This window comes from Janibacter sp. HTCC2649, assembly GCF_000152705.1.
Classification (GTDB): Bacteria; Actinomycetota; Actinomycetes; order Actinomycetales; family Dermatophilaceae; genus Knoellia.
In genome coordinates this window covers 3369173-3389348 of sequence record NZ_CH672413.1, presented here as the reverse complement: position 1 = coordinate 3389348, position 20176 = coordinate 3369173, and the positions used below count along the sequence as shown (strand labels likewise).

Below are 20176 nucleotides of genomic sequence, written 5' to 3'. Positions count from 1 at the left end.
TTGGCGAATTTCCCTAGCGTCGGGGGTCAGTGGCCGCACCACAGGGTGCGGCGCCGACGAAGGGGACCCAGACATGTCAGCCCAGTTCCAGGTCGACACCGAGCGCATCCAGGCCGCGTCGGGTGACATCGCCCGCATCTCGAGCGAGATCGAGGGTCAGGTCGCACAGATGCTGGCCAAGCTCACCGCCCTGCAGGACGCATGGAAGGGCGGGGCGGCTACCCAGTTCCACGGTGTCGTGACCCAGTGGCAGGGCACCCAGCGCCAGGTCCAGACCTCGCTCGACTCCATCGGGCAGGTGCTGGCGGCTGCGGGCGCGCAGTACGCCGAGACCGAGGCCCAGAACATGCGCATGTTCAGCTGAGCCACACAGACACCGGCGGCGGGTGCGACACCCCTGAGGTCGCACCCGCCACCGGTTGCCCTTTCGACTTCGTGCCCTTCCCGGACATGGCGAGCGCAGCGACGCTCGTCGGGAAGGGCACGAAGTCGGTCAACTACTCCGTGGTGACGGCGCGGAGGATGTCGAGCTTGGACGCCCGCCAGCCCGGCCACCACGAGGCAAGGATCCCGACGAGGCCGGCCATCCCCACGAAGAGGCCGAGCTGCGGCCACGGGATCGACAGGACGTCGATGCCGTCGTCGCTGAGCGAGCGCTGCAGAGCGATCCCGAAGACCACACCGAGCCCGATGCCCAATGCCGCGCCCAGCAGGGCGATGACGATCGACTCGAGTCGCAGCATCCGCTTGAGCTGACGTCGGCTGAGGCCCACGGCCCGCAGCAGGCCGATCTCGCGAGTGCGTTCGATGACCGACAGGGCCAGCGTGTTGATGATGCCGAGGATCGCGATGACGACCGCGAGCCCGAGCAGGGCATAGATCAGATAGAGCATCTGGTTGATCTGGGCCCGCTGCTCATCGGCGAACTCGCCCTGGTCCTTGACGGTCACGACCGGGAGGTCGGCGATGGCCTTGTCGAGGTCTCGACCCACAATGGCCGGCACCGTCCCGGGATCGCGGGTGATGAAGACGAACGAGTCGGTCTTCGGGCCACCCAATGACTCCAGCGCCGGCAGGCTCAGGAGGTAGTCCGAGGAGAGCAGCGCTGACTCCCCGTGGACCGCACCCACGGTGAAGGACTTCGTGATGCCGGACCGGGTCAGGTCGATGGTCGACCCGACCTTGAGCTTGTCGGCAGTGGCTCGCTCCTGCGAGATCGAGACGGTCGTCGGGGTCAGGTCGGCCAGCAGTCCCTGGACCATGGGCGTGGGACCGAGCACGCTGATGTGGCTGGGGTCGATCCCGATCACCCCTCGGTTCTCGCCCTTGACCTTGACCGCGTCCCAGCGGAACGCGGCCACCTCCTTGACCCCGGGAACTGCCGCAAGCTCCTTGGTGACCTCGGTCGAGAACGGCGTGCCGACGACGCTCGAGACGACGTAGTCCGCGACGAACTCCTTCTCGATGGACTTGTCGATGCTCGCCTTCGCGCTGGCTCCGAAGACCGCCATCATCGACACCAGGGTCACACCGATCATGAGGGCGGACGCCGTGGCAGCCGTGCGGCGCGGGTTGCGCTGCGCGTTCTGCTCGGCCATGAGGCCGACGGCCCCGAAGACCTTGCGCCAGATCCAGCCGATGGCCGCGATGACCGGGCGCCCGACCAGTGGGCTGATGAGGGCAACCCCGAGGACGACACCCAGGATGCCGCCACCGACCCAGTAGGTCGGCTTGGGGATGTTGACGAAGAGCCCCGTGACGAGGAGGGCTGCGCCGACAACTGTGAGGAGACCGCCGACGATGATCCGTCCGCGCATTCCGCTCTCGGCGAGCACCGCGTCGTCGCGCATCGCCGCGACCGGCGGAACCTTGCCCGCCTTGCGAGCCGGCAGGTAGGCCGCGAGGAGGGTCACGAAGAGCCCGACGACCAAGGACACGACGACCGTGCGCGGCGTGATGATGAGCGACTGTCCGCTCAGATCCAGGCCGAAGCGGCCGAAGAGGACACGGATGCCCATGGCGATGACGATGCCGAAGCCCAGCCCGATGATCGAGCCGATGAGCCCGATGACGGAGGCCTCGAAGAGCACCGACCGCGCGACCTGGCGCCGCGTCGAGCCCAGCGCCCGGAAGAGCGCGAGCTCACGGGAGCGCTGTGCCACAAGGATGCTGAACGTGTTGACGATGAGGAACGAGCCCACGACGAGGGCCACACCGGCAAAGATCAGCAGGAACGTCGTGATGAAACCGAGCGCCTCCTGGATGTCGCTCGCCGCAGCCTTCGCGGCCGCGTCACCGGTGACGGCCTCGACCCCGCTCGGGAGCTTGGCCGCGACCGCGTCCCGCAACTCCACCTGGCTGGTCCCGGGCGCCGCCGTCACCCAGATGTCGCTGTATGTGTCCTTGCCCTCCATGAAGAGGGCACGGGCCTGGGCAGTGTCGAAGATGGACAGGCTCGCACCGGCCAGCCCTCCGTCCATGGTCGCAATGCCGACGAGCCTGGCCTGGATCCTCGGCTGGGTGCCGGAGCTGATGATGTTGACCTTCTCGCCGATGAGGTAGCCGGCCTTGGCTGCGGTCTTGTCGTCGAGGACGACCTCACCCGCGCCCTGGGGCCAATGACCCGCGTCCAGGGTCAGCGGCTGCAACCCTTTGGCGGCAGGCCCATCCGAGTAGTTCAACCCGAGTCCGGGCGGACCGAAGCCACCGATGAGCTTGCCGTTCTTGCCGACGACGAACGTGCCGAAGTTCGTGATGTTGCCGTCGGCGCGCGCGGCACCCTCGACACCGGCCAACTCCCTGACGAGCGAGCCCGGAAGGGTGGCGCTCGAGGGCTGCTGCTCGAGGTCGACCTCACCGGACACCGGTCGCACGACGACATCGCCGACGGACCCGTTCATGATCGAGTCGAAACTCTTGCCGAGGGTGTCGGTGAAGACGAAGGACCCGGCGACGAAGGCCACCCCGAGGATGATGGCGAAGGCACTCATGAACAGCCGCAGCTTGCGGGCCATGAGGCTCTTCCAACTGGCGCGGAGCATCGGTTCAGCCCTTCGCGTTCGAGTCGATGTTCTTCATCGTCTCGAGGATCAGCTCGGGGGTCGGCTCGCGGAGCTCGGTGACGATCTTGCCGTCGGCGAGGAAGACCACGCGGTCGGTCCAGCTCGCCGCGCCCGGGTCGTGCGTCACCATGACGATCGTCTGCCCGAACTCGTCGACCGAGCGACGCAGGAACCCCAGCACCTCGGCACCCGACGTCGAGTCGAGGTTGCCCGTCGGCTCGTCGGCGAAGATGATCTCGGGCCGACTCACCAGGGCGCGGGCACAGGCCACGCGCTGCTGCTGGCCACCCGACAGCTCGCCGGGACGGTGCCCCAGGCGATCCGCCAGACCCACGGTCGAGATGACCTGGTCGAACCACGCGCGGTCCGGCTTGCGTCCGGCGATCGACAGCGGCAGCAGGATGTTCTCCTCGGCGCTGAGCGTCGGGATGAGGTTGAAGGACTGGAAGACGAAGCCGATGTGGTCGCGCCGGACCTTGGTGAGGTCCTTCTCCTTGAGCGTGGTGAGCTCGATGTCGCCGAGCTGCACCGAACCGCTCGTCACCGAGTCCAGCCCGGCGGCGCAGTGCATGAGGGTGGACTTGCCCGAACCGGACGGCCCCATGATCGCGGTGAACTCGCGGCGGTTGAGGTCGAGGCTCACGCCCCTGAGGGCGGTGACGGCGGTGTCGCCCGTGCCATAGGTCTTGACGAGGTCGGTCACGCGAGCGGCGACCTTCGTCGGGGCGTTGGCGCTGGTGTCACGGCGTTCGGGCGCAAGGTCAGTGGTCATGCCGACCACGCTAGGTGGGCGGACGGCATACCCGCTGTGGGTTTCTCCACCCAACGGACCCTGAGAGGACCCTGAACGCGGAACGCGAAAGGGCGGCCTCCCCGTTGGGGAGACCGCCCTTTGTTGCGATCAGTGCGTACGGGTCAGAAACCCATACCGCCCATCTCGTCGCCGCCACCCTGCATCGGGGGGCCAGCCTTTTCGGGCTTGTCGGCGATGACTGCCTCAGTGGTGAGGAACAGTGCGGCGATCGACGCGGCGTTCTGGAGCGCGGAACGCGTCACCTTGGCCGGGTCGATGATGCCCGCGGCGATGAGGTCGACGTACTCACCCGTCGCAGCGTTGAGGCCCCAACCGGACTCGAGGTTGGCGACCTTCTCGGAGACGACGCCACCCTCAAGACCTGCGTTGATGGCGATCTGCTTGAGCGGAGCCGAGATCGCGACGCGCACGATGTTGGCGCCCGTCGCCTCGTCACCCTCGAGCTCGAGCTTCTCGAACGCGACCTTGCCGGCCTGGAGGAGAGCGACGCCACCACCGGCGACGATGCCCTCTTCGACGGCAGCCTTGGCGTTGCGCACTGCATCTTCGATGCGGTGCTTGCGCTCCTTGAGCTCGACCTCGGTGGCCGCGCCCGCCTTGATGACAGCGACGCCACCGGCGAGCTTGGCGAGGCGCTCCTGGAGCTTCTCGCGGTCGTAGTCGGAGTCCGACTTCTCGATCTCGGCGCGGATCTGGTTGACGCGACCCTGGATCTGGTCGGCGTCCCCGTCACCCTCGACGATGGTCGTCTCGTCCTTGGTGACGACGACCTTGCGGGCCTTGCCGAGCAGGTCGAGCTCTGCGGTGTCGAGCTTGAGCCCGACCTCCTCGGAGATGACCTGACCACCGGTGAGGATGGCGATGTCGGCGAGCATGGCCTTGCGACGGTCACCGAAGCCGGGAGCCTTGACGGCAACCGACTTGAAGGTGCCACGGATCTTGTTGACGACGAGCGTGGAGAGCGCTTCGCCCTCGACGTCCTCGGCAATGATGAGCAGCGGCTTGCCGGACTGCATGACCTTCTCGAGGAGGGGCAGCAGGTCCTTGATCTGACCGATCTTGCTGTTGACGACGAGCACGTAGGGGTCGTCGAGGACGGTCTCCATGCGCTCGGGGTCGGTCACGAAGTAGTGGCTGATGTAGCCCTTGTCGAAGCGCATGCCCTCGGTGAGCTCGAGCTCGAGCCCGAAGGTGTTGCTCTCCTCGACGGTGATGACGCCTTCCTTGCCGACCTTGTCCATGGCCTCGGCGATCATCTCGCCGATCAGGGGGTCAGCTGCGGAAATCGAGGCGGTAGCAGCGATCTGCTCCTTGGTCTCGACGTCCTTGGCGTTGTTGAGCAGCTCGGCACTGACGGCCTCGACTGCTTTTTCAATGCCGCGCTTGAGCGCCATCGGGTTGGCGCCAGCCGCAACGTTGCGCAGGCCTTCCTTGACGAGGGCCTGGGCGAGAACGGTCGCCGTCGTCGTGCCGTCACCGGCGACGTCGTCGGTCTTCTTGGCGACCTCCTTGACCAGCTCGGCGCCGATCTTCTCGTAGGGGTCGTCGAGCTCGATCTCCTTGGCGATGGACACACCGTCGTTGGTGATCGTGGGAGCTCCCCACTTCTTCTCCAGCACGACGTTGCGGCCCTTGGGGCCCAGGGTGACCCTGACGGCGTCGGCGAGGATGTTCATTCCTCGCTCGAGTCCGCGGCGTGCCTCTTCATCAAAAGCGATGATCTTGGCCATTCGGGTGGTTCCTCCCACGCGAATCGAAGGTGTTGGCCAGGTGGCGCCCGCGACGGACGAGAAGGCGTGCGCACTTCATGTCTGCGCGCGTGCCGACCCTCACCAGACTGGCCAAAGGATGGTTCTGCTTGGCACTCCTTTAAGGAGAGTGCCAACCCATTATTGGCACTCTCGGGTGGAGAGTGCAAACGGTCCACACCCGCTGGACCCCGCGTGTTTCCCACCCGTTCCCCCCAGACGCACAAACACGCCGGTATGCCGTCCGCCCGTCTTCCCCAAACGAGTGCGTCCGCCGGCTCTGACCATCACTACGTGGCGCACCGCTGAAAAGTTGCCTCCGCGGCTCGGATGAACAGCCCGTGAACACGTCCGTCCGACCCTCGCGCCGCGGTCCCACCCGGCCCAACACTGGACCTCGTGACCGCCGCAACCCTGATCCTGGCCCTGGTGGTCGTCGTCGCTCTGAGCTTCGACTTCACCAACGGCTTCCACGACACCGCCAACGCCATGGCCACGTCCATCGCGACGGGGGCCCTGAAGCCCAGGACCGCGGTGGCGCTGTCAGCGATCCTCAACCTCATCGGCGCCTTTCTCTCCGTCGAGGTCGCGCTCACCGTGACGAACGCCGTCATCAAGATCCAGGACAAGTCCGGAGCACCTCAGCCGGAGTACCTCGCGAACGGTGGTGAGGCGCTGCTCCTCATCGTGCTGGCGGGCCTCGTCGGGTCCATCGTGTGGAACCTCCTCACCTGGCTGCTCGGACTGCCCTCGTCTTCGTCGCACGCGCTCTTCGGCGGCCTCATCGGCTCGACGATCGCTGGGCTGGGACTGAGCGGCGTCAAGTGGAACGGTGACGGAACCAAACTCGACGGGGTCATCGGCAAGGTCATCCTGCCGGCGTTCATGTCACCGGTGATCGCGGGTGTCGTGGCCGCGGTCGGCACCTGGCTCATCTATCGGATCACCCTCGGCGTGGCCGACCGCTACCGCGAGACCGGGTTCCGCTGGGGCCAGATCGGCAGTGCCTCACTCGTCTCGCTCGCGCACGGCACGAACGATGCGCAAAAGACGATGGGCATCATCACCTTGGCCCTCATCGCCAGCGGGCAGTGGACCGACACCAAGAACATCCCGCTCTGGGTCAAGGTGGCCTGCGCCGTGGCCATCGCCGCCGGGACGTGGCTGGGTGGCTGGCGGATCATCCGGACCCTGGGCAAGGGGCTCGTCGAGATCGAGTCGCCCCAGGGCATGGCGGCCGAATCCGCTTCTGCCGCAGTGATCCTCGCCTCGAGCCACATGGGCTTTGCCCTCTCCACCACCCACGTCGCAACCGGCTCCATCCTCGGATCCGGGGTCGGCAAGCGGGGTGCGACCGTCCGCTGGGGCGTCGCTGGCCGCATGGCCCTTGCGTGGCTCATCACCCTCCCTGCCGCCGGCCTCGTCGGGGCCCTGATGTGGTGGGTCGGTCACCTCATTGGCGGCGCGCCCGGAGCGGTCGTCATCACCCTCATCCTCATTGGGCTCTCCGGCTACATCTGGCTGCGGTCGCGCCGCGAGCCCATCAGCCACGACAACGTCAACGACGACTGGGACGGTGTCGGCGCCGCGCCCGAGTCCGTCTCTGCCGCCCGCTGACGCACGCCACGCCGAAAGGAACACACGCCATGACCGACAACCTCGTCCTCGCCCTCCAGGGTGGATGGAAGGTCCTCGTCGTCGCACTCGTCCTCGGCGCCGGACTGCCGTCCGTGTTCGCCGTCGGGATCCGCTCGCTCGCGTGGGGGACGGGTGGCTCCGCCGAGGTGGATGTCGCGGCTCGGCCGCACCCGGCGGGCCGGGCTGTCGCCTTCGCCTGCTTTGCTGTCGTCCTCATCGGGATCGGCCTGGGCATCTCGATCGTCGTCGCGAGCGGCTTCGGTCAGTCCGTCTCGTTCGAGCACATCTACCCGACCTTTGTCCCGAAGAAGTGAGTTCATGACCGCTGAGCCCGAAGGACTCCTCACCCGCGTCGTCGCATGGTTGCGCGCTGGCTACCCAGAAGGGATCCCGGCAACCGACTACCCGCCCCTGCTCGCGGTCCTGTCGCGCCGCCTCACCCACGAGGAGGTCGAGAGCATCGCTGCCGACCTCGTCGCGGCCTCGGACGACCCGTCGTCGGTGAACATCGAGGACATCCGGGCCTTCATTGGTGAGCACCTGCTGGACGAGGCCCACCCCGAGGACGTCGCCCGCGTCAGTGCACGGTTGGCGGCCGGTGGCTGGCCACTGGGTCGTCCGGACGAGCCCGAGGCTGCCCGCGCAGAACCAACGGGCGAGCGAGCCCGGCCACTCGAACGCATCGTCAGCTGGCTGCGCGAGGGCTACCCCCAGGGCGTGCCACCCCAGGACTACTTCCCTCTCCTCGCCCTCCTGCGTCGCCGACTCTCCGACGATGAGATCAAGGCGGTCGCCAAGTCCCTGCGCAAGGCCGAGGTGTCCCCGGTGACTCCTGCCGACATCGGCGTCGAGATCACGCGAGTGACCCAGGAACTCCCGAGCGACGAAGACCTCGAGCGCGTGCGCGCCCGTCTGGAGAAGAAGGGCTGGCCGCTCGACTTCCCCGAGAGGGCTCAGCAGGGCTGAACCACCTCGACGAACCACTCACAGGGTGGGGGCGTGGCCCTCGAACGTGGCGCGCATCGTTCCGTCGGCCTCCGACGCCACTGGGTCGTCGAGGTCAGCGACGAACACGGCGACCAGAGTGCGCGCCGGGTTGGACTGCGCCTCGGCCAGCGCCACCCTCCAGGCAGCGAGGTTGGGGTGGTCGAGCTCGGTGCAGGCCTCGGCGGGCGCCAGCGACTCCACGGCGGCGGCGAGCTGCGACGTCGTCAGCTCGAGGGTTGCCGTCGACCCGTCGTGCCCCAACACGGTCGCGAGCACCACGGCGGGCAACCCATGACGTCCGCCGGGGGCATTGACGTGCCCGAAGTCCAGCTCAGCCGAGCTGGACGCGGAGGACAGCCCCACGGCATACGCGACCGGAGGGCGCCAGCCCTCGATCTTGGCGGAGAGGTGGTCCTTGATGGCGGCGAGGCCATCGGGCGTGCTCCAGTCGAGCTCGCTCACGGCGTCAGCCCTGCGGCTGCAGGCCGAGGCGGCGGGCCGAACGGGCGCGCTGACGGGTGGCGCGCTGGCGGCGGAGGCGCTTGACGAGCATCGGGTCGTGCTCGAGCGCGACGGTGCTGTCGATCAGGGCGTTGAGCACCTGGTAGTAGCGCGTGGGGCTCATGTCGAAGAGCTCCTTGATGGCCGACTCCTTGGACCCGGCGTACTTCCACCACTGGCGCTCGAAGTCGATGATGCGGCGGTCACGGTCGGTCAGCGCTTCGACACTCGGCGCGGCAGACTGCTCTTCGTGGACGGCGTTCACGGTTCGACCCTTCTGGTGTGACGGCTGCGATGGCCAGCCTATCGGTCGAATGACACGCCTGTCATTAGGGTCGGCGTGTCCGCTGGACACGCCCGAACTTCGTCTACTCAGGCGCCTCAGGTGTCACATGAGTCCCGTTCAGCAGGTATGCCGTGAGTTCGCTGACGCTGTCGACGACCGTGTCCGGGTCGGTCGCCTCGAGTGCAGCGCGCTCCCCCGCGCCCCAGGTCACGGCGATCGCGGCCATGCCTGCGGCGCGGGCCGCGAGGATGTCGACCGTGGCGTCGCCGACGTAGACGGCCGCGGTCGGGTCGATCCCGAGCTTGGCGGCGGCGACGAGCAGGGGCTCGGGATCGGGCTTGTGCTTCGTCGTGTGCTCGAGGGCTCCGACGACGTCGATGAGGTGGTCGATGCCCACGCCGGCGAGGGCCAGGCGAGCCGTGTCCGTGCGCTTGCTCGTGACGATGTGGACCCTGGCGCCAGCAGCCGTGAGGGTCGTGAGCATCTCGGGGACGCCGTCGTAGCGTTCGATGAGCCGCTCGGTGTTGGCGAGATTCCACTCGCGATAGGTGCGGTCGAGGTCGTGACCACGCTCGGGGTCCTCCTCGAGCAGGGCGCCGAGCAGGGGGCGCCCGATCCAGGCGCGTGCGCGAGCATCCTCGATCTCCTCGCCACGCACCTCACGGAAGGCGTGCTGATAGCTCGCGACGATGAGGGGGATGGTGTTGGCGAGCGTCCCGTCGAGGTCGAAGAAGATGGTCTGCCAGCGCGGTGAGGTCACCCGCCCATCCTCGCGTGTCCGGTCAGGAGGCGGTCGACGGGGTTGTGGGCCAGGCGTTGGGCCGGCAGCCCCTGAGACTGATCGACTGCTGCACCATCACTGGCGCCGCGGCACCGACCTTGGGGCAGCCGACGTGTCCTCGTCCGAGGAAGTGACCGACCTCGTGGTTGATCATGTAGGCGCGGTACTCGGCGAGGTCGTGGTAGGTCGGTGTCATGAGCTGCCAACGGTCTGAGTTCAGGATGACCTTGCGCCCGGCAGCGCAGCTCCACTTGCCACCGACCTTGAGCGGCGCACACATCTTGGTGGTCGTCGGAGGCGAAGCGATGTGGATGACGAGGTCGGCCTGGGCCGAGTCAGCAACCGCGGCGAAGCTCGCGCCGTTGACGCCGGACCACCCACGCGGGTCGTTGAGGATGGCGTGGATCTGTCGAGCCGCGTCGTCGGGGTCGACCGGGACGCCACCCTCGACCTTCACGATGAACCGGTGCAGCTTCGCAGTCCTGGTGACCGCGGGCTTGGCCCACGTCGATGTCGTGAACGTGCCGGAGCCGACGAGTCCGGATCGCAGGATCCCGGTCGAGGTCGTCGAGCTCACTGACGGCGAGGGGGTGGGCTTCGTCTTTGGTCTGGTCGTGGGTTGTGAGGCAGTGGGCTTGGCCGTCGGGCTCCTGACCGCGGTCGATGCCGAAACCGCCGCGTCCTTGGCCACAGGACTGGCGTCACTCACGACCGCGCGGATGGTGAGCGCGGAAAGCAACACCGTGAAAACGACGAGGATGAGGAGTCCGCGACGCCCTCGCGCGGTGAGCACCAGTGGTGGCTCTCCGCGCAAGTCCGGCCCCCTGGCTGGGTGCGCACGTGTCACGAGGTCAATCACACCAGCGCCCGCAACCTGAGCCGGGGACCTTCGATCCCTCGGTGGGTCGCGGTTTCAGCGAAGGGTCAGGTTCGTGCCGGCTCGATCTCAAGGCTGGCGAGCAGGTCAAGAACGCGACGCCTGATGTCGTCGCGGATCGGACGCACCGACTCGACGCCCTTGCCGGCCGGGTCCTCGAGCTCCCAGTCCTCGTAGCGCTTGCCCGGGAAGATCGGGCACGCGTCACCACAGCCCATCGTGATGACGACGTCCGACGCTTTGACGGCCTCGGGCGTGAGGACCTTGGGTGAGGCGGCGGTGAGATCAATGCCCTCCTCAGCCATCGCCGCGATCGCGGAGGGGTTCACCTGGTCGGTGGGCGCGCTGCCTGCGGAGCGGACCTCGACCTGACCGCCACAGAGGGCCTCGAGGTAGCCAGCAGCCATCTGCGAGCGCCCGGCGTTGTGGACGCAGACGAAGAGGACCGACGGACGGTCAGGCATGGCGGAAGTGCTTTCTGAGAGTGAGCGAGACATGGACGAGCGCGACGAGAACCGGCACCTCGATGAGCGGTCCGACGACTCCCGCGAGCGCTTGGCCCGAGGTCACCCCGAAGGTGGCGATGGCAACAGCGATGGCCAGCTCGAAGTTGTTGCCCGCCGCTGTGAAGGCCAGCGTCGTCGTGCGCTCGTAGGTCATGCCGAGCCCACGCCCGAGCGCAAAGCCGCCACCCCACATCAGGGCGAAGTAGGCCAGGAGCGGGAGTGCGATCCGAGCGACATCCCAAGGTCGTGACGTGATCTGGTCACCCTGCAGCGCAAAAAGGATGACGATCGTGAAGAGCAGTCCGTAGAGGGCCCACGGCCCTACTCGAGGCAGGAATGACTCTTCGTATGCCGTTCTCCCCCAGCGCTTTTCGCCCACCTTGCGCGACAGGTACCCGAGAGCCAGCGGCATCCCGAGGAAGACGATGACGCTCCCGGCGATCTTCCAGGAGGAGATCTCGAGACTGGCCTGCTCGAGGCCGAGCCGGTCCGGCAGCCACGACAGGTAGAACCACCCGAGAACACCGAAGGCCAGGACCTGGAAGATCGAGTTCAGGGCCACGAGCACCGCTGCCGCCTCGCGATCCCCGCACGCGAGGTCATTCCAGATGATCACCATGGCGATGCACCGAGCCAGCCCGACGATGATCAGGCCCGTCCGGTACTCCGGCAGATCGGGGAGCAGCAGCCAGGCCAGGGCGAACATGAGTGCCGGCCCGATGATCCAGTTGAGGACGAGCGACGCGCCGAGCATCCGCCGGTCACCGGTCACCGAGCCGAGCCGGTCGTATCGCACCTTGGCCAGGACCGGATACATCATCACGAGCAGCCCGACGGCGATGGGCAGGCTCACCCCATCGACCTCGACCGCGCTCAGGGCCGTGCCGAGACCGGGCACCATCCGGCCGAGGAGGAGCCCCGCGATCATCGCGACGCCGATCCACCCTGGCAGGAACCGATCGAGGGTCGAGAGACGAGCGGTGACCACCTCGTCGGGTGGGCGCGTTGCCGTCGTGCTCATGCGTTGGTGGTGCAGCAGGCGGCTCCACTGCTTGAGGCGGAGACGTCGAGGACCTCGAGGCTCGCGGTGGCCGGGCGCGCGTCCACGGGGTTCTCATCCTTGACGGTGTAGACCTCCCACGGGGCACCGGCCGGGTCGTGGACCCAGACCTTGTCCTGGAGGGCGTAGCAACAGGTCGTGTCGTTCTCGTCGAAGGCGGCCAGGCCGGCATCGGCGAAGCGCTCGCGGGCGGCAGTGACGCCCTGGACGGAGGAGACCTCGACGCCCAGGTGGTTCAGCGCCCCCGCAGCACCCGTGCCGCGCTGCTCCTCGGTGGTCTCGATGAGGACGAGCTTGAGGGGCGGCTCAGCAACGGCGAAGTTCGCGTAGCCGGGGCGGCGCTTCGCGGGCTCGACGCCGAACATCGCCGAGTAGAAGGCGATGGACGCTTCGAGGTCGACGACGTTGAGGGCGAGCTGCACTCGCGAAGTGGTGACGGCGGCTGGAGTGGTCATCCGACTTACCTTCCCATAGATTGATGACTGTCGATGGATGAAGTGAATCGCATACATCGATGGACGTCAATACATAGGATGGCATGATGAACACCCAGACCACCGGAAGGGATGACATGACGACGAGCGCGACCACGAAGGCGAGCGCACGAGCGCACGAGAACCTTCTGGAGGCGGCGCCGTGTTGTGGGATCACGACTCCCGGCGGACTGACTCGCGAGCAGGCGGAGACCAACGCCCAGCTGCTCAAGGCTGTCGCCGACCCCGTCCGGCTGCGCCTGCTGAGCATCATCCGCGACAGCACGGGTGGCGAGGCCTGCGTCTGCGACCTCACCCCCGCCGTCGGACTCGCCCAGCCGACGGTCAGCCATCACCTCAAGGTGCTCACCGAGGCCGGACTCATCGAGCGCGAGAAGCGGGGCACGTGGGCGTGGTTCCGCGTGATCCCGTCCCGCCTCGACGACGTCCGCTCCATCTTCAGCTGACGCCCCACCTCGCTCCGCTCAGGCGGCTTCGGCGGCGAGGATGTCGTCGATCTGGCCAATGGCTCCGGTGAGGCCTTCCTCCATGCCCATCCCGACAACCTTCGCGAGGTCCTCGGCGCTGCCGTAGGTCGTCGTCGTGACCATGCGGGTCCCGCCGTCACGCTCAGTGAGCTCGACGACACAGGTGCCGACCGGCATACCTTCTGCGGGGTTGCCGCTGTCGTCGGCGAAGGCATCCTGGAAGGTGAGCCGGTGGGGCGCCTCGATGGAGTCGAGGGTCCAGAGCCCGCCGTACTTCTCACCCTCGGGGCTGGTCATGAAGTAGCCGACACGACCACCGGGCACGAAGTCGAAGTCGGAGACCGTGGCCGGGTAGGTCGGCGGGCCCCACCACTGCTCGAGCTGGCGCGGGTCGGACCACAGCTGCCAGATGCGCTCGACCGGAGCGGGGAAGTCAGAGGTGACGACGATCGAGTGGTCGTCAACGTTCTTGTCGATGCTCGTGACGGGCACGGTGCTCTCCTTCGGGTGGTGACTCATTCGGGACTCATTCAGGTCGGGCGAGGAGGTCGTCGATCCGACCGATGCGGCCTCGCCACACGGCCTCGAACTCGCCGAGCAGGGAGGCAACGGACCGAATGGCCTCGACCTCTCCGCTGGCGAGCGACTCCCGGCCGCTGCGGCGCTTGCTGATCAGGCCGGCTCGCTCGAGGACCGCGACGTGCTTCTGGACCGCCGCAAAGCTCATGTCATACGCGCGGGCCAGCGCCGAGACCGAGTGCTCCCCCGCCAGGACGCGGCGCAGGATGTCGCGGCGCGTGCTGTCGGCGAGGGCATGGAAGAGGGCGTCGGCCCGCTTCTCCTCGGCTTCGCTCATGAGCACAACCTACAACTACATGGTTGTAGGTTGTCAACCCTCACTTTGCGACTTCGTGCCCCGTACGGACACGACAGGGCGGCCTTCGGCCGGCTGGACGTGTCCGTATGGGGCACGAAGTCGAGGCCTTAGGTTGGGGAGGTGACCACTCGACCGCTGACCGAGCTCGTCCACCCCTCGTGGGCGCAGGCCCTGGCGCCGGTGGAGTCGACCCTGACCGAGCTCGGGGAGTTCCTCCGGGGCGAGGTGGCGGCGGGGCGCGGCTACCTGCCGGGCGGCGCCCACATCCTGCGGGCCTTCGAGCAGCCCCTCGACGACGTGCGCGTGCTCATCGTCGGCCAGGACCCCTACCCGACGCCCGGACACCCCATCGGCCTGAGCTTTGCGGTCGCCCCCGACGTGCGGCCCATCCCGCGCAGCCTCGTCAACATCTACACGGAGATGCAGTCCGACCTCGGCGTACCCGCTCCGACCACCGGCGACCTCACGCCGTGGGCCGAGCGCGGCGTCCTCCTCCTCAACCGCGTCCTCACCGTCCGGCCCGGGGCCTCCGCCAGCCATCGCGGCAAGGGCTGGGAGCAGGTCACCGACTGCGCCATCGACGCCCTCGTCCACCGAGGCGGGCCGCTCGTGGGCATCCTCTGGGGCCGCGATGCCCGGTCGCTACGGCCTCGGCTCGAGGACATACCGTGTGTGGAGAGCGCCCACCCCTCTCCCCTGTCGGCGCGGTCCGGGTTCTTCGGTTCGCGACCGTTCAGCCAGGTCAACGACCTGCTCGTCCGCCAGGGCGCCGAGCCACTCGACTGGAGACTGCCGTGACCCCCTCGCCGCCGAACGCCCCGCGCGTCTGGAGCAGCTACGTCGCGATCGGCGACTCGTTCACCGAGGGCATGTCGGACCCCGACCCCGAGTACGACAACGCCTACATCGGCTGGGCGGACCGTCTGGCCGAGTCGCTGAGCGACCTCGCCCAGATGGAGCACCTGTCCTTCCGCTACGCCAACCTGGCGGTGCGCGGTCGCCTGCTCGCAGACGTCGTCGGACCCCAGCTCGACCGCGCCCTGGAGATGTCACCCGACCTCGTCTCCCTCGTCGGCGGTGGCAACGACCTCCTCCGACCGGGCGCGGACACCAACGCGCTCATGGAGACGCTCGAGGATGCCGTGATTCGGGTGCGGCAGAGTGGTGCTGACGTCCTGCTGGCCACCCCGGTGGACCCGCAGGAGGCCGGACTCCTCAAGCCGTTGCGCGGTCGCCACGCGATCCACACGGCCAACATCTTCACCATCGCCCAGCGTCACGGCTGCTACGTCCTCAACCTGTGGGGGCTGCCGGCGCTGCGCGACTGGCGCCTCTGGGCCGACGATCGCATCCACCTCACCACCGAGGGCCACCGTCGCGTGGCGCTCGCCGCACTGACCGCCCTCGGACACGCGACCGACGAAGAGGACTGGCGCAGCCCGCTGCCTCCCGGCGAGGCCACGACCAAGCGCCAAGAGCTCCGCGCACACGCTGCCTGGGCCCGCGAGCACCTGGCGCCCTGGGTCCAGCGCCGCATGAAGGGCGAGTCCAGCGGCGACACGGTCGAGCCGAAGCGGCCGAACCTCGCGCCGATGCGGCCGTTCGACGAGGGGCCCGGCACCTGACCCTGCGCGCCTTCGGCTCCCTGCCGCTCGCGTTACAGTCGCGCGTATGCCGGTCAATCGCCTTCTGCCCACCGATGAGGGTCACGATCTCATCGAGCTCACCCGCGAGATCTGCGACAAGGAGCTGCGACCGCGCGTTGACGAGGCCGAACGCGCGGCGGCGACGGACGAGCAGTTCCCCACCGAGATCTTCCGCACCCTGGGTCGGGCCGGACTGCTGTCCCTCCCCCACCCCGAGGAGCACGGTGGCGGCGGGCAGCCCTACGAGGTCTACCTCCAGGTGGTCGAGGAGATCGCCTCGGCATGGATGAGCGTCGCGGTCGGGGTCTCCGTGCACTCGCTCACCGCCTATCCGGTGACGACGTTCGGGACACCGGAGCAGCAGACTGCCCTCCTGCCCGGGATGCTCTCGGGTGACCAGCTCGGCGCCTACGCCCTCTCCGAGCCGCTCGCCGGTTCTGATGTCGGCTCAATGACCACGCGAGCGACGCGCGACGGTGACAACGCGGCATACGCCATCAAGGGCCGCAAGGCCTGGATCTCGCACGCCGGTCACGCCGACTACTACACGACGTTTGCGCGCACCTCCGATGACGGCGGGCGCGGCCTCTCGTGCTTCATCGTCCCGGCCGGGTCGGACGCGATGACCTTCGGTGCGCCGGAGAAGAAGATGGGCCTGCACTGCGACACGGTGCGCGAGGTCATCTACGACGGTGTGCCCGTCGAGGAGGCCAACCGCATCGGCGACGAGGGCCAGGGCATGGCCATCGCACTGTCCGCACTGGACGCCGGTCGGCTCGGAATCGCTTCCGGCGCAACGGGATTGGCGCAGTCGGCGCTCGACGCGGCCGCGGCCTACGCCAAGGAACGGCAGCAGTTCGGGCGCGCGATCGCGGCCAACCAGGGACTCGCGTTCATGATCGCCGACATGGAGGCTGCGGTCTCGGGGGCACGGGCGGCCTACCTGTATGCCGCGCGCCTCAAGGACGCCGGACGCCCGTTCTCGAAGGAGGCGGCAGTGGCCAAGCTGCTCGCCACCGACGCGGCGATGAAGGTGACGACGGATGCGGTGCAGGTGCTCGGCGGCGCGGGATACACGCAGGACTTCCCGGTGGAGCGCATGTTCCGCGAGGCAAAGGTGACCCAGATCTTCGAGGGCACCAACCAGATCCAGCGGCTCGTCATCAGCCGCCACATCCTGCGCTGACCGACCGAGTCGAGATAGACCAACAAGCGGTCTCGCGCCGCGTGGGAGCAGCGTGTTGGTCTATCTCGACTCGCGAATCCCCCGGAAATGTCAGACCGGGCCGTCTCATACACGGCCCGGTCACCTCTTCATAGGTGGCTGACCCGGCCCAGCCGGTGACCGACACGCAACAAGCACGTGGCCAGTGCACGTCGAAATCGCTGCGAGACGTGCGCCGGTGGATAACCTGAAATGTTTCGGCGGCTCGGAGGGAGCCGCCACTGACTCCATGGGGAGTGGTGACCGTGACAGGGAGCGCGAAGGGCGACAGAGCTGATCAATCCGTCGCCAAACTGAAGGACGAGATCAACGCGGCGCTCGCGCGGGACGGTGTCGACCGCGACGCGCCAGTGGCTGGAGCAGCCCCCGCGGGAGGCGGGCTGACGCCCCAGCAGACCCGCCCCACCTCGGAGGAGGCGAAGGCCATGCTCGAGGCGGTCCGCAAGCGCGCCGATGGGTGGCGCAACGGGATCGGAGCGACGTTCACCCTGATCCTCGCGAGCCTCGCGATCAAGCCGGGCGAGGGCTTCATGAAGTACACCGGCGACACCCGCAGCCTGCTGATGTTCCTGCTGGCGGCGTCGTTGGCCAGCGCCCTCGTGGGCCTCTTCCTCCTCGTCAACGCCGCGAACGGCCCGACCTGGCTCACGGAGCTGCTTGGTGACCAGGCGAATGCCCACCGCTACCTGCGCAGGGTCGTCGGGGCGAGGCGCGACCTGCGCCGCGGACAATGTGCCTGGGGCCTGTCGCTGCTGCTGTTCTGCCTCGCCGTGGCCGTCACGTGGTGGGTCGGAGCCCCGTGACACGCCAGTGGTCGCCACCGCGGCACCTGGGGATTGCGCGGATCAGTCGGGATCGCGCGAGATGCCGGGCAGCAACGTGTCGCCGGCTCGCAGCGCATCCAGGGCGCCCGGGTGTTCGTCGACGAACGACAAACCCTTGTGGCGGTAGCGCCAGATCTGCACTGAGCCCAGGCCCCAGAGCAGGAACTGCACCGACATCGCGACCTTGAAGTCGTCGAGCGTGTAGGTTCCCGGACCGCCCGGCGCGCGGTGGTCGAGGATCAGCCCGATGAGGGCCATCGTCACGAGCGAGGCAAAGAAGCCACCGATGTTGATGACGCCCGTCGCCCGACCCAACCGGTCGGAGGGGTGGAAGCTGCGGGCGAGGTCGAAGCCGACCATCGAGCCCGGCCCGCCGAACGCCATGACGCACACGAGCAGGACGAGCAGCGGCAACGGGGCGCGACCGGGCCAGAGGAGGACGACGGCCCACACGGTGACGATGGCGGCCACGATGCACAGGACGATCTGCGAGCGGCGGTAGGGCAGGCGCCCGGTGAGGTGGCCGATGATCGGCCCCGCGACCATCGACGAGAGGGTGAGCGTGATGAGGAGCCCGCCGGCGACGGCCGGGCTGAGCCCTTGCCCTTCGACGAGGAACGGGTAGCCCCACAGCATCGTGAACACCGTGGCACCGAACTGACCGGTGAAGTGAATCCACATGCCCAGGCGCGTGCCGGGGTTGCCCCACACCTCGCCGAGGGTTCGGGCGAGGGCACGCACCTTGATCTTCTCGACGGCCTCACCGGTGTAGGGCGAGTCCTTGACGACGAAGAAGAGGGCGACGAGGAGCAGGGCGCCGGAGCCTGCGGTGATCGAGAAGGACCGCTCCCAGCCCCAACGATCGAGAGCAAGCGCCAGCGGCGTGGCCGCGGCAACCGCACCCAGCTGCCCGACCATGCCGCTCAGTTGCGTGATGATCGGCGCCTGCTTGACCCGGAACCACAACGCGACCAGCCGCAGCATGCTCGTGAAGATCATGGCGTCGCCGATGCCGAGCAGGACGCGCGCCGCAAGCCCCATCGCGTAGCTGTCCGCGAAGGCGAACCACAGCTGTCCGGCCGTCATGAGCGTGAGCCCGACGAGCAGCAGGCGACGCGACCCGAAGCGGTCGAGGAGGACGCCCACGGGAATCTGCATCCCGGCATACACGACGAGTTGGAGGACCGTGAACGTCGCGAGCTGGGACGCGGTGATGTCAAAGCGTTCGGCCGCAACGAGTCCCGCGACGCCAAGGGAGGTGCGGTGGAAGATCGCGACCGTGTAGACCGCGAGCGCGACGACCCAGATCGTCCACGCACGACGTCGCCCGATGTCGTGGATCTGGCGTCGTAGGGGTCGCGTCACCGCTCAATTCTAGGGACGGACGGGGTATGCCGTCCGCCCCCGTCCGCGCCCCGGCCGCCGGCCCGCGGTTGGCCGGGTCGCCCATGGCGTTCTCGCTGATCCATGCCGCTGCAGGGCCACGGATCAGCGGTAACGACATGGACCAGTGAGACCTGCAGTGCTGGCCGGGCTGACGATGAGGGCACGACGGCCAGCGACAGGTAAAGTTCGGGTCGCCGTCGGGGGTGAGAGCTCGCCGACGCGCGCTGGCGTGGCGCAATTGGTAGCGCACCTGTCTTGTAAACAGGGGGTTGAGGGTTCAAGTCCCTTCGCCAGCTCAAGGCCCGAAGGCCGTTCCGAGTGGACGTTCGGTCGGCCGCCGGGTCGCCTACGGACCGTCGCCAGCCTGCGGTCGGATGGGGGAATGGACACGGACTGCCCCTACACGAGGGTAGGCCGATCGCTCTCGATGCCGTCGCGGCAGGGCGAGCTGGGGTGCCTGAAGCTGCTGCAGCGAGAGGCACCATCCCGTCGCACCGGTTCCCGTCCCGACGATGACACCCGATGAGGACTGTCGCTCCTCGGCGTCAGCGACCTGCAGGGTGTGCCTGATCGGTGAAAGGCTGCTACCTGACGCGAGTCGTCCACCTCACAGTTCCCCACTCGATGCCTTGGAGGGCAACAGATGATCCTCATCACCGTGAAGTTTCCGATCCGCGAGGACCGCTTTGAGCGGTGGGACGAGCTGTCGTCGTTCTACGCGAGCGCCGTCAACGAGGAGCCGGGATGCGTCTTCTTCGAGTTGTCCCGCAGCCTCACCGAGCCGAACACCTTCGTGTGCATCGAAGGATTCCGTGACTCTGCAGCCGGTGGCGAGCACATGAGCCAGGACCACGTCGCCACGTTCATGGCTGAGATGCCGGCAATCGTTTCGGCACAGCCACAGATCATCTATGTCGATGCCGAGGAGGTCACCGGCTTCGGACCGATGGGTGAGATCACGCCCCTCGAGTCCTGACCGCCGCGAACCGACTGGCCA

General features: G+C 67.9%; 23 protein-coding genes and 1 tRNA gene. 11 read left to right on the top strand and 13 right to left on the bottom strand.

From position 1 onward, the window contains the following. Window positions 1-73 precede the first annotated feature (73 nt). Entirely contained in the window at window positions 74-364 is a 291-nt protein-coding gene (locus JNB_RS16270) for a WXG100 family type VII secretion target (RefSeq protein ID WP_009777609.1), read from the top strand. A gap of 133 nt (window positions 365-497) precedes the next feature. Here the strand turns inward: JNB_RS16270 and JNB_RS16265 are convergent, their stop codons facing one another. The 3 genes from JNB_RS16265 to groL all read right to left on the bottom strand — a co-directional run bounded on the left by JNB_RS16265 (window position 498) and on the right by groL (window position 5606). Continuing rightward, window positions 498-3041: an ABC transporter permease gene (locus JNB_RS16265; protein WP_009777608.1), complete on the bottom strand. Its 2544-nt coding sequence runs from the start codon at window positions 3039-3041 to the stop codon at window positions 498-500. 4 nt (window positions 3042-3045) lie between these two features. Further along, complete coding sequence (locus JNB_RS16260) at window positions 3046-3834, bottom strand: ABC transporter ATP-binding protein (protein WP_050766640.1); 789 nt, start codon at window positions 3832-3834, stop codon at window positions 3046-3048. 143 nt (window positions 3835-3977) lie between these two features. Continuing rightward, window positions 3978-5606, bottom strand: a complete 1629-nt coding sequence (gene groL / locus JNB_RS16255; protein WP_009777606.1) for a chaperonin GroEL — start codon at window positions 5604-5606, stop codon at window positions 3978-3980. A gap of 417 nt (window positions 5607-6023) precedes the next feature. Between groL and JNB_RS16250 the strand changes: the two genes are divergently transcribed. Genes JNB_RS16250 through JNB_RS22020 form a run of 3 tightly spaced genes read left to right on the top strand, consistent with a single transcriptional unit; the run spans window position 6024 to window position 8228 of the window. Next, complete coding sequence (locus JNB_RS16250) at window positions 6024-7241, top strand: inorganic phosphate transporter (RefSeq protein ID WP_009777605.1); 1218 nt, start codon at window positions 6024-6026, stop codon at window positions 7239-7241. A 29-nt stretch (window positions 7242-7270) separates the two neighbouring features. Beyond that, window positions 7271-7576, top strand: coding sequence for a hypothetical protein (locus JNB_RS16245; protein WP_009777604.1), 306 nt, complete (start codon window positions 7271-7273; stop codon window positions 7574-7576). 4 nt (window positions 7577-7580) lie between these two features. Next, window positions 7581-8228, top strand: a complete 648-nt coding sequence (locus JNB_RS22020) for a DUF3349 domain-containing protein (protein WP_009777603.1) — start codon at window positions 7581-7583, stop codon at window positions 8226-8228. Between the two features lie 18 nt (window positions 8229-8246). On the opposite strand, the gene JNB_RS16230 is transcribed toward JNB_RS22020, so the two are convergent. The 7 genes from JNB_RS16230 to JNB_RS16200 form a co-directional block, all read right to left on the bottom strand. After that, window positions 8247-8711, bottom strand: a complete 465-nt coding sequence (locus JNB_RS16230; protein WP_009777602.1) for a hypothetical protein — start codon at window positions 8709-8711, stop codon at window positions 8247-8249. 4 nt (window positions 8712-8715) lie between these two features. Continuing rightward, window positions 8716-9015 carry a DUF3263 domain-containing protein gene (locus JNB_RS16225; protein ID WP_009777601.1) on the bottom strand — a complete coding sequence of 100 codons (300 nt, stop codon included), beginning with the start codon at window positions 9013-9015 and terminating at the stop codon, window positions 8716-8718. 103 nt (window positions 9016-9118) lie between these two features. Continuing rightward, a complete protein-coding gene (locus JNB_RS16220) occupies window positions 9119-9796 on the bottom strand; it encodes an HAD family hydrolase (protein ID WP_009777600.1) in 678 nt (225 codons plus the stop codon). Between the two features lie 22 nt (window positions 9797-9818). After that, the gene (locus JNB_RS16215) at window positions 9819-10610 is read right to left on the bottom strand and encodes a DUF3152 domain-containing protein (protein WP_009777599.1); all 792 of its coding nucleotides are present in this window, start codon (window positions 10608-10610) and stop codon (window positions 9819-9821) included. A gap of 131 nt (window positions 10611-10741) precedes the next feature. Continuing rightward, the gene (locus JNB_RS16210; RefSeq protein ID WP_009777598.1) at window positions 10742-11158 is read right to left on the bottom strand and encodes an arsenate reductase ArsC; all 417 of its coding nucleotides are present in this window, start codon (window positions 11156-11158) and stop codon (window positions 10742-10744) included. Further along, window positions 11151-12221, bottom strand: coding sequence for an ACR3 family arsenite efflux transporter (gene arsB, locus JNB_RS16205; RefSeq protein WP_009777597.1), 1071 nt, complete (start codon window positions 12219-12221; stop codon window positions 11151-11153). The genes JNB_RS16210 and arsB overlap by 8 nt, the downstream gene beginning before the upstream one ends. Further along, window positions 12218-12715 carry an ArsI/CadI family heavy metal resistance metalloenzyme gene (locus JNB_RS16200; protein WP_009777596.1) on the bottom strand — a complete coding sequence of 166 codons (498 nt, stop codon included), beginning with the start codon at window positions 12713-12715 and terminating at the stop codon, window positions 12218-12220. The genes arsB and JNB_RS16200 overlap by 4 nt, the downstream gene beginning before the upstream one ends. An 83-nt stretch (window positions 12716-12798) precedes the next feature. On the opposite strand from JNB_RS16200, the gene JNB_RS16195 reads away from it, so the two are divergent. Further along, window positions 12799-13200, top strand: a complete 402-nt coding sequence (locus tag JNB_RS16195; RefSeq protein ID WP_009777595.1) for a metalloregulator ArsR/SmtB family transcription factor — start codon at window positions 12799-12801, stop codon at window positions 13198-13200. Window positions 13201-13218: 18 nt separating this feature from the next. Here JNB_RS16195 and JNB_RS16190 read toward each other — a convergent pair whose 3' ends face one another. After that, window positions 13219-13740: an SRPBCC domain-containing protein gene (locus JNB_RS16190; RefSeq protein ID WP_009777594.1), complete on the bottom strand. Its 522-nt coding sequence runs from the start codon at window positions 13738-13740 to the stop codon at window positions 13219-13221. 7 nt (window positions 13741-13747) lie between these two features. Beyond that, on the bottom strand, window positions 13748-14077 hold the full coding sequence (locus JNB_RS16185; RefSeq protein ID WP_040885075.1) for a helix-turn-helix transcriptional regulator: 330 nt from the start codon (window positions 14075-14077) through the stop codon (window positions 13748-13750). A 141-nt stretch (window positions 14078-14218) separates the two neighbouring features. On the opposite strand from JNB_RS16185, the gene JNB_RS16180 reads away from it, so the two are divergent. The 4 genes from JNB_RS16180 (at window position 14219) to JNB_RS16165 (ending at window position 17772) form a co-directional block, all read left to right on the top strand. Beyond that, window positions 14219-14896: a uracil-DNA glycosylase gene (locus JNB_RS16180; RefSeq protein ID WP_009777592.1), complete on the top strand. Its 678-nt coding sequence runs from the start codon at window positions 14219-14221 to the stop codon at window positions 14894-14896. After that, on the top strand, window positions 14893-15723 hold the full coding sequence (locus JNB_RS16175) for an SGNH/GDSL hydrolase family protein (RefSeq protein ID WP_009777591.1): 831 nt from the start codon (window positions 14893-14895) through the stop codon (window positions 15721-15723). The genes JNB_RS16180 and JNB_RS16175 overlap by 4 nt, the downstream gene beginning before the upstream one ends. A 46-nt stretch (window positions 15724-15769) precedes the next feature. Further along, window positions 15770-16930 (top strand): acyl-CoA dehydrogenase family protein, encoded by a 1161-nt coding sequence (locus tag JNB_RS16170; protein WP_009777590.1) that lies wholly within the window; start codon window positions 15770-15772, stop codon window positions 16928-16930. A gap of 284 nt (window positions 16931-17214) precedes the next feature. Continuing rightward, window positions 17215-17772, top strand: coding sequence for a hypothetical protein (locus tag JNB_RS16165; protein ID WP_148232478.1), 558 nt, complete (start codon window positions 17215-17217; stop codon window positions 17770-17772). A gap of 42 nt (window positions 17773-17814) precedes the next feature. Here JNB_RS16165 and JNB_RS16160 read toward each other — a convergent pair whose 3' ends face one another. Beyond that, window positions 17815-19158, bottom strand: coding sequence for a nitrate/nitrite transporter (locus tag JNB_RS16160; RefSeq protein WP_009777588.1), 1344 nt, complete (start codon window positions 19156-19158; stop codon window positions 17815-17817). A gap of 244 nt (window positions 19159-19402) precedes the next feature. On the opposite strand from JNB_RS16160, the gene JNB_RS16155 reads away from it, so the two are divergent. Next, window positions 19403-19475, top strand: a tRNA-Thr gene (locus JNB_RS16155). A gap of 347 nt (window positions 19476-19822) precedes the next feature. Next, on the top strand, window positions 19823-20155 hold the full coding sequence (locus JNB_RS16150) for a putative quinol monooxygenase (RefSeq protein WP_009777587.1): 333 nt from the start codon (window positions 19823-19825) through the stop codon (window positions 20153-20155). Window positions 20156-20176 lie beyond the last annotated feature (21 nt).

Bases quoted from the DNA above. Each gene is read 5' to 3' on its own strand.
- JNB_RS16270 (WP_009777609.1), top strand. From the start codon at position 74: ATGTCAGCCCAGTTCCAGGTCGACACCGAGCGCATCCAGGCCGCGTCG.
- JNB_RS16265 (WP_009777608.1), bottom strand. From the start codon at position 3,041: ATGCTCCGCGCCAGTTGGAAGAGCCTCATGGCCCGCAAGCTGCGGCTG.
- JNB_RS16260 (WP_050766640.1), bottom strand. From the start codon at position 3,834: ATGACCACTGACCTTGCGCCCGAACGCCGTGACACCAGCGCCAACGCC.
- groL (WP_009777606.1), bottom strand. From the start codon at position 5,606: ATGGCCAAGATCATCGCTTTTGATGAAGAGGCACGCCGCGGACTCGAG.
- JNB_RS16245 (WP_009777604.1), top strand. From the start codon at position 7,271: ATGACCGACAACCTCGTCCTCGCCCTCCAGGGTGGATGGAAGGTCCTC.
- JNB_RS22020 (WP_009777603.1), top strand. From the start codon at position 7,581: ATGACCGCTGAGCCCGAAGGACTCCTCACCCGCGTCGTCGCATGGTTG.
- JNB_RS16210 (WP_009777598.1), bottom strand. From the start codon at position 11,158: ATGCCTGACCGTCCGTCGGTCCTCTTCGTCTGCGTCCACAACGCCGGG.
- arsB (WP_009777597.1), bottom strand. From the start codon at position 12,221: ATGAGCACGACGGCAACGCGCCCACCCGACGAGGTGGTCACCGCTCGT.
- JNB_RS16200 (WP_009777596.1), bottom strand. From the start codon at position 12,715: ATGACCACTCCAGCCGCCGTCACCACTTCGCGAGTGCAGCTCGCCCTC.
- JNB_RS16195 (WP_009777595.1), top strand. From the start codon at position 12,799: ATGATGAACACCCAGACCACCGGAAGGGATGACATGACGACGAGCGCG.
- JNB_RS16190 (WP_009777594.1), bottom strand. From the start codon at position 13,740: ATGAGTCACCACCCGAAGGAGAGCACCGTGCCCGTCACGAGCATCGAC.
- JNB_RS16185 (WP_040885075.1), bottom strand. From the start codon at position 14,077: ATGAGCGAAGCCGAGGAGAAGCGGGCCGACGCCCTCTTCCATGCCCTC.
- JNB_RS16170 (WP_009777590.1), top strand. From the start codon at position 15,770: ATGCCGGTCAATCGCCTTCTGCCCACCGATGAGGGTCACGATCTCATC.
- JNB_RS16150 (WP_009777587.1), top strand. From the start codon at position 19,823: ATGATCCTCATCACCGTGAAGTTTCCGATCCGCGAGGACCGCTTTGAG.